General features: G+C 71.1%; 13 protein-coding genes. 7 read left to right on the top strand and 6 right to left on the bottom strand.

The features are described from left to right. Positions 1-108: 108 nt before the first annotated feature. On the bottom strand, positions 109-1,038 hold the full coding sequence (locus D1J63_RS16980; RefSeq protein ID WP_125629665.1) for a metallophosphoesterase: 930 nt from the start codon (positions 1,036-1,038) through the stop codon (positions 109-111). A 120-nt stretch (positions 1,039-1,158) separates the two neighbouring features. Here D1J63_RS16980 and D1J63_RS16975 point away from each other — a divergent pair, with 120 nt between their 5' ends. Continuing rightward, positions 1,159-1,623, top strand: coding sequence for a GatB/YqeY domain-containing protein (locus D1J63_RS16975; RefSeq protein WP_102929361.1), 465 nt, complete (start codon positions 1,159-1,161; stop codon positions 1,621-1,623). A gap of 13 nt (positions 1,624-1,636) precedes the next feature. On the opposite strand, the gene D1J63_RS16970 is transcribed toward D1J63_RS16975, so the two are convergent. From D1J63_RS16970 to D1J63_RS16960, 3 genes are all read right to left on the bottom strand, one after another. After that, complete coding sequence (locus D1J63_RS16970) at positions 1,637-1,927, bottom strand: LuxR C-terminal-related transcriptional regulator (RefSeq protein WP_240798742.1); 291 nt, start codon at positions 1,925-1,927, stop codon at positions 1,637-1,639. 176 nt (positions 1,928-2,103) lie between these two features. Beyond that, positions 2,104-2,610, bottom strand: coding sequence for a hypothetical protein (locus D1J63_RS16965; RefSeq protein ID WP_125629661.1), 507 nt, complete (start codon positions 2,608-2,610; stop codon positions 2,104-2,106). A 201-nt stretch (positions 2,611-2,811) separates the two neighbouring features. Beyond that, entirely contained in the window at positions 2,812-5,079 is a 2,268-nt protein-coding gene (locus tag D1J63_RS16960; RefSeq protein ID WP_125629659.1) for a transglycosylase domain-containing protein, read from the bottom strand. 459 nt (positions 5,080-5,538) lie between these two features. Between D1J63_RS16960 and wblA the strand changes: the two genes are divergently transcribed. Further along, a complete protein-coding gene (gene wblA / locus D1J63_RS16950; protein ID WP_176154443.1) occupies positions 5,539-5,877 on the top strand; it encodes a transcriptional regulator WblA in 339 nt (112 codons plus the stop codon). A gap of 28 nt (positions 5,878-5,905) precedes the next feature. Here the strand turns inward: wblA and D1J63_RS16945 are convergent, their stop codons facing one another. Both D1J63_RS16945 and D1J63_RS16940 read right to left on the bottom strand, forming a co-directional pair. After that, on the bottom strand, positions 5,906-7,276 hold the full coding sequence (locus tag D1J63_RS16945; protein ID WP_125629656.1) for an ArsA family ATPase: 1,371 nt from the start codon (positions 7,274-7,276) through the stop codon (positions 5,906-5,908). Continuing rightward, the gene (locus tag D1J63_RS16940; RefSeq protein ID WP_125629654.1) at positions 7,273-8,250 is read right to left on the bottom strand and encodes an ArsA-related P-loop ATPase; all 978 of its coding nucleotides are present in this window, start codon (positions 8,248-8,250) and stop codon (positions 7,273-7,275) included. Before D1J63_RS16940 ends, D1J63_RS16945 begins: the two co-directional genes overlap by 4 nt. A 177-nt stretch (positions 8,251-8,427) precedes the next feature. Between D1J63_RS16940 and D1J63_RS16935 the strand changes: the two genes are divergently transcribed. The 5 genes from D1J63_RS16935 (at position 8,428) to D1J63_RS16915 (ending at position 12,081) form a co-directional block, all read left to right on the top strand. After that, the gene (locus D1J63_RS16935) at positions 8,428-8,589 is read left to right on the top strand and encodes a DUF4177 domain-containing protein (protein ID WP_003975360.1); all 162 of its coding nucleotides are present in this window, start codon (positions 8,428-8,430) and stop codon (positions 8,587-8,589) included. Beyond that, complete coding sequence (locus tag D1J63_RS16930) at positions 8,586-9,053, top strand: RidA family protein (protein ID WP_125629652.1); 468 nt, start codon at positions 8,586-8,588, stop codon at positions 9,051-9,053. Before D1J63_RS16935 ends, D1J63_RS16930 begins: the two co-directional genes overlap by 4 nt. 165 nt (positions 9,054-9,218) lie before the next feature. Beyond that, positions 9,219-10,238, top strand: a complete 1,020-nt coding sequence (locus tag D1J63_RS16925) for an alpha/beta hydrolase (protein ID WP_125629650.1) — start codon at positions 9,219-9,221, stop codon at positions 10,236-10,238. A 59-nt stretch (positions 10,239-10,297) separates the two neighbouring features. Further along, positions 10,298-11,242: an NUDIX hydrolase gene (locus tag D1J63_RS16920; RefSeq protein WP_125629648.1), complete on the top strand. Its 945-nt coding sequence runs from the start codon at positions 10,298-10,300 to the stop codon at positions 11,240-11,242. Continuing rightward, positions 11,239-12,081, top strand: coding sequence for an MBL fold metallo-hydrolase (locus D1J63_RS16915; protein WP_102929370.1), 843 nt, complete (start codon positions 11,239-11,241; stop codon positions 12,079-12,081). Before D1J63_RS16920 ends, D1J63_RS16915 begins: the two co-directional genes overlap by 4 nt. Positions 12,082-12,108: the final 27 nt, after the last annotated feature.

Genomic DNA, 12,108 nt, shown 5'->3' with positions numbered 1-12,108 from the left:
GGCCGTGTGGGTTACCCCGCTACCCCGCCCCGGCAGCCAGCCGTCCCCGGTCACCCGTCCCCCGTCCCTGCCCCCCGTCCCCGGCCTCCCAGCCCACCCGGGACCCGTTCAGTCGTCCCGGCCCACCAGCGTCAGCAGGGTCGCCTCCGGTGGGCAGGCGAAGCGGAACGGCGTGTAGCGGTTCGCGCCGCAGCCCGCCGAGACGTGGAGGTAGGAGGTACGGCCGCCGGACGTGTGCGTGGACAGGCCCTTCACGCGGTCCGTGTCCAGGTCGCAGTTGGTGACCAGGGCGCCGTAGAAGGGGATGCACAGCTGGCCGCCGTGGGTGTGGCCGGCGACGATCAGGGGGTAGCCGTCCGCGGCGTAGGCGTCCAGTACGCGCAGGTACGGGGCGTGGACGACGCCCATCGAGAAGTCGGCCGTGTCGGAGGGGCCCCCGGCCACCTCCGTGTACCGGTCCCGCTTGATGTGCGGGTCGTCCAGCCCCGTCAGCTCGACCGACACGCCCTCGATCTTGAGCGTGCCGCGGGTGTTCGTGAGGTTGTGCCAGCCCGCGGCGTCGAAACCGTCGCGCAGGTCCTCCCACGGGTTGTGGACGGCGCCCACGACGGGCGGGTTGCCGTTCAGCCCGTGGCGGCCCTGGACCTTCTCGAGCAGGTACCGGGCGGGGTTGCGGGGCCGGGGGCCGTAGTAGTCGTTGGAGCCGAAGACGTAGGCACCCGGGAACTCCATCAGGGGGCCCAGGGCGTCCAGCACCTCGGGGACGCCCTCCGGGTCGGACAGGTTGTCGCCGGTGTTGAGCACGAAGTCGGGGCGCAGCCCGGCCAGCGAGCGCAGCCAGCGCTGCTTCCCGCGCTGACCGCCGACCATGTGGATGTCGGAGACCTGGAGTACGCGCAGGGGGCGCATGCCGGACGGGAGGACGGGGACCGTCACCCGCCGGAGGCGGAAGGAGCGGGGCTCGATCCCCGCCGCGTAGATCAGACCGGCGGCGCCAACCGCCGTGATTCCCAGGGGTACTCCGTATCGCGCGCGCATACGTCCATCGTGTCAGAAGAGGGAGGGAAGGAGCGGCGGGCGGTCCGCCGGGGCCCGCGTTCTCCGGGGGCGCGTAAATCAGCGGGCGCCGGCCCGCGCGCACCTGCGACAATCAGGTCCATGACCACGCTCAAGTCGAAGCTGCACGACGACCTCAACTCCGCGATCAGGGAGCGCGACGAGCTCCGCTCCTCGACGCTCCGGCTGACGCTCGCCGCGATCACCAAGGAGGAGGTCGCGGGGAAGGAGAAGCGGGAGCTCTCCGACGACGAGGTGCAGAAGGTGATCACCCGCGAGGCGAAGAAGCGCCGTGAGGCCGCCGATGCCTTCGCCCAGGGCGGCCGCCCCGAGCAGGCCGAGCGGGAGAAGGCGGAGGGCGAGGTACTCGCCGCCTACCTGCCGAAGCAGCTCTCCGACGACGAGCTGAACGCGATCGTCGCGCAGGCCGTCGAGGAGGCGAAGGCGGCCGGTGCCGAGGGGCCGCGGGCCATGGGCGCCGTGATGAAGATCGTGAACCCGAAGGTGGCCGGTCAGGCCGAGGGCGGCCGGGTCGCCGCGGCGGTCAAGAAGCTCCTGGCCGGCTGAGCCCGACGGCTCCTCACGGGTTGCGGGAGGGTGTCCGCCGCAGCGGACGCCCTCCCGACTCGTACGGCGGGCGCAGGGCGCGGAGCAGGCCCAGCTCCTGCGCCCGCGCGCCCAGCGCCACTCGTCCGTTGGCCCGCAGCCGCTCCATGAGCCGCTGGATCCTGCGCTGTACCGTGCGGTGCCCCATGCCGAGCCGCCGGGCGATCGAGGCGTCGCTGAAGCCCGCGTACAAGAGGTGCAGAATTTTTCGGTCGTCGTCGCCGACGGCGGAAAGGTCGGCGCAAGGCTCCGGTCTGGCGGTCAAAAGAACCCCGATGTGATGTGCGGCTGTTATATGCCTGTTCGGCATGATCCATTTTAAATGAACGCTGCCGCGCGGGGAAGATGAACAAATGAAAGATGGGCGACAAAAGGGCGGAACGATGGAATTCCATCATTCCGCCCGCGGCGGGGCGCCGTGGTCGCGGCGACCGGGCCGGCTCAGTACCAGGGGGTGCAGCTCTGGTCGCCCGACGGGTCCTCCACGCAGGCCCGCATCATGTGGGTCGAGGGGTTGTAGTACATCGGGGTGCGCGTCCAGTAGTAGTTCGTCCCGCTCGGGATCTTGGCGGTCCAGCCCGAGGCGCCGCCCTTCTTCAGGCCGAGCCGCCAGTAGCACTCGGACTGGTCCTTGGTGCAGCGCTGGACGTACACGCTCCAGTCCTGCTCGTTGGAGCCGCTGATGTAGTGCAGCCGGGCCCAGCTGTACTGGTCGCCGTCGGTCTTGCCCCACCGCAGCTCGTACAGGAAGGAGCTGCCGAGGTTGTAGGGCCCGTAGGGGCTGACCGGTCCCGTCTGCCACGTCTGGATGTTCGGGTCGTGACCGTCGCAGCCGAATCCGTAGCACGCCTGGGCCCGCGCCTGCGCCGAGCCGGGGAGCATGAGCACCAGCGTGAGTGCGCTGAGCAGTGCGCCGAGCACGGCCCCGATCCGTGAGCCGAGTTTCATTTCCCCTCCATGGGCATCGGCAATAAAAGGCACCCGGTGGCGGGGCCAGACGCGACTATGTCACGGCGTCGCGCGGACGGAATGACTCTCTCGTCGGCTGGCGTAATCACGTCGAATAGGTTTGAAAACAAAAGGAAACGGTCCCTCCCCGGATTTGGGGAAAGGACCGTTTCGTCCGGCCGTGGCTGTCGCCGGGGTGGGTCAGCGCCGCCCGCCCGGCCCGTTGCCCGGGCCCTGGATCAGGTTGCCGCCGGGGAAGCCGCCCGGTCCGCCGTCGCCGGTACCGCCGTCGGTCAGGCCGCCGATGAAGCCGTCGTCGCCGTTGTTCCCGTCGTCGGGCTTCTCCTTGTCGCGGTCCTTGTCCTTGTCCTTGTCCTTGTTTTTGTCCTTGTCCTTGTCCTCGTCCGGGATGTTGACGAGGTTGAACGAGGGGGAGTCCTTGCCCGCGAGGGCGCCCGTCATGGCGTCCTTCCAGATGGGACCCGGGACCGCGCCACCGAAGACCAGATCGTGGTACTGCCCGCCGATGGTGATGTTCTTCATCTGCACCTGCTGCGAGGCGCTGCCCACCCAGACGGCACCCGACAGGTTCGGCGTGTAGCCGACGAACCAGGCGTTCTTGCGCTCGTCGGTCGTACCCGTCTTGCCCGCGTTGGCACGGTCGGTGAGACCGGCCGCCTTACCGGTGCCGGAGTCGACCACGCCCTGCAGCAGGGTGTTCACCGTGTCCGCGGTCTTCTCGCTCATCGCGCGCGAGCAGGTCGACTTCGGCACGTCGAGCGACTTCTGCTTGTTGCCGATCTTCTGGGTGATCGACTCGATCACGATCGGCGTGCAGTACATGCCCCGGGAGGCGAAGGCGGCGTACGCGCTCGCCATCGTCAGCGGGGCCACGCCCTTGGAGCCGAGGGAGACGGCGGGGACTTCCGGGAGCTTGTCGCCGCTGCCCTGCACGACGTGCAGGGCGTCCGTCATCTTCATCACCGGGCACAGACCGATGTCCGCCACCATCTGGACGAAGTAGGTGTTGACCGAGAGGGCCATCGCCTCCTTCAGCCGGTACGGGCCGACCTCCGACTCGCTCTCGTTGGGGACCTTCTCGCCGGCCGTGTTCATCCAGGGCTTCCCGCTGCACGTCTGCACGGGCTCGGGATAGGGCATCTCGTACGGCGACGAGTACTCCTGGGTGGCCGGGCGGCCCTCCTCCAGCGCGGCCGCCGCGACGAACGGCTTGAACGTGGAGCCGGTCGGGAAGCCGTAGTTGGAGCCGCCCATGCCGTGGTCGACCGAGTAGTTGATCTCGGTCTCGTTCTTGCCGTAGCCGTACGGCTTCGTCTGGCCCATGGCGAGGACCTTGCCGGTGCCGGGCTCGACCAGGGTGCTCGCGGCGGCGACCGAGTCCGACTGGTTCACGTGGTCCTTGAGCGACTGCTGCACCGACGCCTGGGCGTGCGGGTCGAGCGTGGTGCGGATGGTCAGGCCGCCCTGGTTCCAGACCTTGGCCCGGTCCTTGCGGGTCTTGCCGAAGACCTTGTCGCTCAGGAACACCTCGCGCACGTAGTCGCAGAAGAAGCTGGCGTTCTTCACGGCCGTGATGCAGCCGTTCTTGGGCTTGCTGACCTTCAGCCCGAGCGGTGCCTTCTTCGCCTTCTCGGCCTCGGCCGTGGAGATGTCGCCGACCTGGGCCATGCGGTTCAGCACGACGTTGCGCCGCTTGGTGGCCTCGGCCTCGTCGTTGACCGGGTCGTAGCGGCTGGGCGACTGGACGATGCCGGCCAGGAGGGCGGCCTCCTGGACGTTGAGGTCCTTGGCGTGCTTGGAGAAGTACCGCTGGGAGGCGGCCTCGACGCCGTAGGCCTGCTGGCCGAAGAACGTGATGTTCAGGTAGTTCTCGAGGATCTTCTTCTTGCCCAGCTCCTCCTCGACCTGGATCGCGAGCTTCAGCTCCTGGATCTTGCGGCCGATGGTCTGCTGGGTGGCCTGGGCGACCTTCGTCGGGTCGTCGCCGGCCTCCTCCACGAAGACGTTCTTGACGTACTGCTGGGTCAGCGTGGAGGCGCCCTCGGAGACCTCGCCGCTGCGCGCGTTCTTGTTGAGGGCGCGCAGGACGCCCTTGAGGTCGATCGCGCCGTGCTCGTAGAAGCGCGAGTCCTCGATGGCGACGATCGCCTTCTGCATGTAGGGCGAGATGTCCTTGAGGTCGACCACCGTCCGGTCGCGCGAGTAGACCGTGGCGATGGTCCCGCCCTCGGCGTCGAGGATGGTGGTGCGCTGGCTCAGCGGGGGAGTCTTCAGGTTGGCCGGGAGGGCGTCGAAGCCCTCCACCGACCCCTTGGCGGCCAGCCCCAGCGCGCCCACGGCGGGCAACGCGATGCCGGCCAGCACTGCTCCCGCGAGCACACTGACACCGAGGAACTTGGCGGCCTGTTGCGTTGGCGACAGACCACCGCCCGAGCGCTTCTTTGGCATGGAGGCAGCCTACGTTCTCATTCGCCGGACACGCGTATATGCCTTGGCCTAAGCTGCACTCAACTGTCACAGCAGTGAGGCCACGTATCAATACGTCCGGAGACCCCGAATCGTTCCGGATCTGCTCGATTTTTTTCGAGGGGCCCCGCTGGGGGGCGCGTTGGTGTGTACCGGTGCGTGCCACGGCGTGTGGGATGCGTGTCCGAATCCGCCTCGTGTGTCAATCGGTGTCCGTTGTGGCGAAACAGAGATGACCCGTATGTCGGGATAGTCGCGCATGTCGCCAGCTCACTCCCCCGGGTGATCTGCCGTTTACCCATAGTCCGTTCGGGCCATTCAAGATTGGGCCCGAAGGGGGTGTTGCGCTGTGCCCACCTTCCGTAACGTCCTCAACTGGCGGCGGTGAATATGCCGCTGCCGCCGTGGGGGAGCCTCGATTCGGGAGAGGACGGCGCCGGTATGGGCTGGGTAACCGACTGGAGTGCGCAGGCCGCCTGCCGCACTACTGATCCGGACGAACTGTTCGTTCAGGGAGCAGCGCAGAACAGGGCCAAGGCGGTGTGCACCGGATGTCCGGTGCGGACCGAGTGCCTGGCCGACGCGCTCGACAACCGCGTCGAGTTCGGCGTGTGGGGAGGAATGACGGAGCGGGAACGCCGCGCGCTGCTGCGCAGGCGGCCCACCGTGACCTCCTGGCGCCGGCTCCTCGAGACGGCGCGGACGGAGTACGAACGAGGGGCCGGCATCGTGCCCCTCGAGGACGACGAGGTGTACGAGAACTACGCGGCCGTGGGCTGAGCCCGGCCAGGGCTTCCCCAGGGACGGATCAGGCGCCCGGCTCGGGCAGCTCGGGCCGGCCGGTCGCCAGGCGTGCCCCGATGTCCCGCAGGCCCGCGAGGTCGTGCACGTCGCCGGGGAGCGCGGCCACCTCGGTGACCGCCACCTCGGGGTGACGCGCGGTGAAGCGGTCACGTGTGCGCTGCTCTCGGGCGAGCAGGTGCATGCGCTCCGCGTGCAGCCGCAGCAGTCCGGCGGCGAGCGCGTCGACGGAGCGCTCCGGTGTGTCGGTCGGTCCTTCGGCCGGTGCATCACCTGTGGTGTCGAGGGACGGGTCGCCGGGTTCTTGGTCGGCCGATCCTGAACTGCCGTCAGTCTCGGGAGAGTTGCCGGGGGAGGTACGAACTCCAGCTTTCCCGTCGTCCTGATCCACAATGCGGGGATCCTCAAGATTTTCCGCGGCGGCGAGTGCCCGCTCGGCCGACAGCCGGTCGGCCCCGCTGCCGTGGACCCGGTTGAGCACCAGACCGGCCAGCGGCATGTCCTCGGCCGCCAGCCGCTGCACGAAGTACGCGGCCTCGCGCAGCGCGTCCCGCTCCGGCGCGGCGACCACCAGGAACGCCGTCCCGGGCGCCTGGAGCAGCTTGTACGTCGCGTCCGCGCGCGTGCGGAACCCGCCGAACATCGAGTCCATCGCGGCCACGAAGGTCTGCACGTCCTTGAGGAACTGCCCGCCCAGCACCTTCCCCAGGACGCCGGTCATCATCGACATGCCGACGTTCAGGAACTTCATGCCGGCCCGGCCGCCGGCCTTCGCCGGGGCCAGCAGGACGCGGATCAGCTTGCCGTCCAGGAAGGAGCCGAGGCGCTTGGGCGCGTCGAGGAAGTCCAGCGCCGAGCGGGACGGCGGCGTGTCGACGACGATGAGGTCCCACTCGTCCTTCGCCCGCAGCTGCCCCAGCTTCTCCATCGCCATGTACTCCTGCGTGCCCGCGAAGCCCGCAGAGAGCGACTGGTAGAAGGGGTTGCCCAGGATCGCCGCGGCCCGCTCGGGGTCCGCGTGGGACTCGACGATCTCGTCGAAGGTCCGCTTCATGTCGAGCATCATGGCGTGCAGCTCGCCGCCGGCCGCGTCGTCGACGCCCTTCACCCGGCGCGGGGTGTTGTCGAGCGAGTCGATGCCCATGGACTGGGCGAGCCGCCGGGCCGGGTCGATGGTGAGGACGACCACCTTGCGGCCGCGCTCGGCCGCGCGCAGGCCCAGGGCCGCCGCCGTGGTCGTCTTGCCCACCCCGCCCGAACCGCAGCACACGACGATGCGGGTCTGCGGGTCCTCCAGCAGGTGGTCGACGTCGAGCACGCGCGCGGCCGTCAGGGGCCGCGCGCCCTCCCGGTGACGGGCCGGGTCCTCGGGACTCATGCGATCCCCTGCTTCCGCAGCTCGGTGGCCAGTTCGTACAGGCCGGCCAGGTCCATGCCCTCCGCCAGCAGCGGCAGTTCGTGCGTCGGCAGGCCCAGCTCGCCGAGGACCGCCCGCTGCTCCTGTTCCAGCGCGTACCGCTCCGCGTACTCCCCGGCCTGCGCGAGCAGCGGGTCCACGAGACGCTCGGCGTGCCCGCCCCGCCGCGCCCCGCCGAGCCCGGCCCCGGACAGCGACCGGGCCAGCGCCGTACGCGGGGTGTCCCGGACGAGTTCCAGGTCGGTGGCGTCCAGGACCTGGGGCCGGACCATGTTGACGACGACCCGGCCCACCGGGAGCCGCGCCGTGCGCAGCTCGGCGATGCCGTCCACGGTCTCCTGGACCGGCATCTCCTCCAGCAGCGTCACCAGGTGCACCGCGGTCTCCCGCGACTTCAGCACCCGCATCACCGCCTGCGCCTGATTGTGTATCGGGCCGACCTTCGCGAGCCCGGCCACCTCGTCGTTGACGTTCAGGAAGCGCGTGATGCGGCCGGTCGGCGGGGCGTCCATGACGACGTAGTCGTACACGAACCGTCCCTTTTTGTCCTTGCGTCGGACCGCCTCGCACGCCTTGCCGGTCAGCAGGACGTCCCTGACCCCCGGCGCGATGGTCGTCGCGAAGTCGATGGCGCCGAGCTTCTTCAGGGCCCGTCCGGCGCTGCCCAGTTTGTAGAACATCTGGAGGTAGTCCAGAAGGGCCAGTTCGGCGTCGATGGCGAGGGCGTACACCTCCCCGCCACCCGGAGCGACGGCGATCTTCCGCTCCTCATAAGGCAGCGCCTCCGTTTCGAAGAGCTGCGCGATGCCCTGGCGGCCCTCGACCTCGACGAGAAGCGCGCGCTTCCCCTCGGTGGCCAGGGCCAGCGCGAGGGCCGCGGCCACCGTGGTCTTACCGGTACCGCCCTTGCCGCTGACGACCTGGAGCCTGCTCACGTATTCGAGCGTAACCAGTCCGCGCGCGGAGTACGCCGGTGGCTGTGGACAACGTCGCTCCGGCCGGCCCGCCGAGGAGCCCGGACCGGGGTCGCGGAAGGCCCCTGGACCCAGGCCGCGGACGGCCCCCGGACAGCGGTCGTGGAGGTGCCCCGGCCAACGGCTAGAGTCGGCCGCATGACCAAGTGGGAATACGCAACCGTGCCGCTGCTCGTCCATGCCACGAAGCAGATTCTGGACACCTGGGGCGAGGACGGCTGGGAGCTCGTCCAGGTCGTGCCCGGGCCGAACAACCCCGAGCAGCTCGTGGCCTACCTGAAGCGGGAGAAGCAGGCGTGAGCGCCGTCGAGGCGAAGCTCGCCGAGCTCGGTCTGACGCTGCCCGAGGTCGTCCCGCCGCTGGCCGCCTACCAGCCGGCCGTGCAGTCCGGCCCGTACGTCTACACCTCCGGCCAGCTGCCGATGCTCGGGGGCAAGCTCCCCGTCACCGGCAAGGTCGGTGCCGAGGTCACCCCGGACGAGGCCAAGGAGCTGGCCCGCACCTGCGCGCTGAACGCCCTGGCCGCCGTGAAGTCCGTCGCGGGCGACCTGGACCGGGTCGCGCGGGTCGTCAAGGTCGTCGGCTTCGTCGCGTCGGCGGCCGACTTCACCGGCCAGCCCGGTGTGGTCAACGGCGCCAGCGAACTCCTGGGCGAGGTCCTCGGCGACAAGGGCGTGCACGCACGCAGCGCCGTCGGCGTGGCGGTCCTCCCGCTGGACGCGCCGGTGGAGGTCGAGATCCAGGTGGAGCTCGTCCAGTCGTAGCGGACGCCGGGTGCGGCGCGCGTTGCCAGGCCGGCAACAAAGCTCGCACCCGCCGCTTGGACCTCGCAGGATCGGTTCCGTGCCCCGTACGGAGCGGGCGCCGGCCCCGGTCGGCGGCCCCGGCCCGTACCGGGGCCGTACCGACCGTATGCGCCAGGAGGAACCATGCCGCAGCCGCCCGTGACCGCCCAGCCGGCCGACCAGCCCGTTCACCGCCTGGTGCCCTCGCCCGCCGGCCGGATCCACCTGGTGGAGCAGGGCAGCGGGCCGCTGGTCCTGCTCGTGCACGGCTTCCCCGAGTCCTGGTACTCCTGGCGCCACCAGCTGCCCGCCCTGGCCGCCGCCGGGTTCCGCGCCGTCGCCGTCGACGTGCGCGGCTACGGGCGCTCCTCCCGGCCCGACGCCGTCGAGGCGTACCGGATGCTCGACCTGGTGGCGGACAACGTCGCCGTGGTGGAGGCCCTGGGGGAGAGCTCGGCCGTGATCGTCGGCCACGACTGGGGTTCGAACATCGCCTCGCACTCCGCGCTGCTGCGGCCGGACGTGTTCCGCGCGGTGGGCCTGCTCAGCGTGCCGTACACGCCGCCGGGCGGGCCGAGGCCGAGCGAGGTCTTCGCCGGCATGAGCGACCCGGCCGGGCCCTTCGCCGGGCAGGAGTTCTACGTCTCCTACTTCCAGCGGCCCGGCCGCGCCGAGGCGGAGATCGAGCCCGACGTACGCGGCTGGCTCGCCGGCCTCTACGCCGCCCTGTCCGCCGACACCATGCCGGGCCCGGAGGCACCCGACCCGCACCTCGTCGCCCCCGGCGGCACGATGCGCGACCGGTTCCCGGCCGGCGGGGGGCTGCCCTCCTGGCTTTCCGAGGAGGACCTGGACGTCTACGCCGGGGAGTTCGAGCGCACCGGCCTGACCGGCGCCCTCAACCGCTACCGGAACATGGACCGCGACTGGGCCGACCTGGCCGCGTACCAGGGGGCCCCGATCACTCAGCCGTCGCTCTTCCTCGGCGGCGGCCTGGACGCCTCCACCACCTGGCTGTCCGAGGCGATCGAGGCGTATCCGGTCACCCTGCCCGGCCTGAGCGGCTCCCACATCCTCGACGGCTGCGGCCACTGGCTCCAGCAGGAGCGTCCCGAGGAGACGAACCGGCTGCTCACCGAGTGGCTGACCGGGCTGCCCGCCTGACGCACACCCGGTCCCGGGGGCCACTCGAACATCCGCCCGTCACCGGATAGCCTCCGGCCATGGCGAATGGTCAGGCGAATGGTCAGTGGTACCCACCGGAGTGGCCGGACCGCATCCGCGCGCTGGCGGCCGGCACCCTCACCCCGGTCACCCCGAAGCGCGCGGCCACCGTCATGCTCCTCAGGGACACCGGCGCCACCGGGTCCGGTCCCGCCGTGCACATGCTGCGCAGGCGCACCTCCATGGCGTTCGCGGGCGGCGCGTACGCCTATCCGGGCGGCGGGGTCGACCCGCGCGACGACGACCGCGCCATCGGCTGGGCGGGCCCCACGCGCGCGTGGTGGGCGGACCGGCTCGGCGTCGACGAGGCGGGCGCCCAGGCAATCGTCTGCGCGGCCGTACGGGAGACGTACGAGGAGGCCGGCGTCCTGCTCGCGGGACCGACCGGCGACTCGGTGGTCGGCGACACGACCGGCGCCGACTGGGAGGCCGACCGGGCCGCCCTGGTCGACCGCGAGCTGTCCTTCGCGGAGTTCCTGGACCGTCGGGGTCTCGTCCTGCGCTCCGACCTGCTGGGCGCCTGGGCGCGCTGGATCACCCCGGAGTTCGAGTCCCGGCGCTACGACACCTGGTTCTTCGTGGCCGCGCTCCCCGAGGGCCAGCGCACCCGCAACGCCTCCACGGAGGCCGACCGCACGGTGTGGATCACGCCGGCGGAGGCCACCGCCGGCTACGACCGGGGCGAGCTGCTGATGATGCCGCCCACCGTCGCGACCCTGCGCGGCCTCGCGGCGTGCGGCACGGCGGCCGAGGCGCTGGCGTCGGCGCCCGGCCGCGACATGACGCCGGTGCTGGCCCGCGCCCGGCTGTCCGGCGACGAGGTCGTCCTGTCCTGGCCGGGGCACGACGAGTTCACCAAGCACGTCCCGAGCACGCACACGGCCTCGGCGCCGACCCCTTCGGAGCCGACCCCTTCGGACCCGACCGGGGGAGCCTCCGCATGACCGACGCAGCAGCACTGCCCGGACAGCCGCGCGGCGGCGTCCTGTCGGGACCGGCCACCGCGCGCGCGGTGAACGTCCTCGCGCCCAACGCCTCGGCGATGACCCTGGACGGCACCAACACCTGGATCCTCGCCGAACCCGACTCCGACCTGGCCGTCGTCGTCGACCCGGGCCCACTGGACGACACCCACCTGCGGCGCGTCGTCGACACGGCCGAGCGGGCCGGCAAGCGGGTCGCGCTGACGCTCCTGACGCACGGTCACCCGGACCACGCGGAGGGCGCCGCGCGTTTCGCCGAGCTGACGCGCACGCACGTGCGTGCGCTGGACCCGGCGCTGCGGCTGGGCGACGAAGGGCTGGCCGCGGGGGACGTGATCGGGGTGGGCGGCCTGGAACTGAGGGTCGTACCGACGCCGGGGCACACGGCCGACTCGCTGTGCTTCCATCTCCCGGCCGACCGGGCCGTCCTGACGGGCGACACGATCCTCGGCCGCGGCACGACGGTGGTGGCCCATCCCGACGGCCGTCTCGGCGACTACCTGGACTCGCTGCGCAGGCTCAGGTCGCTCACGGCCGACGACGGGGTGCACACGGTGCTTCCGGGGCACGGCCCCGTCCTGGAGGACGCGCAGGGCGTCGTGGAGTACTACCTGGCCCACCGGGCCCACCGGCTCGCCCAGGTCGAGACGGCGGTGGAGGACGGCCACCGCACGCCGGGCGAGGTCGTCGCCCACGTGTACGCGGACGTCGACCGCTCGCTGTGGCCGGCGGCGGAGCTGTCGGTGCGGGCGCAGCTGGAGTACCTGGGCGAGCACGGGCTCATCCAGCGGCCCGAATAGCTCCCCCGGGGCTCCTCGGGGCGTCCT

This window comes from Streptomyces sp. KPB2 (assembly GCF_003950055.1).
GTDB lineage: Bacteria > Actinomycetota > Actinomycetes > Streptomycetales > Streptomycetaceae > Streptomyces > Streptomyces salinarius.
Note: the sequence above shows the minus strand (reverse complement) of the source record. Positions and strands in the feature narration are given on the sequence as shown.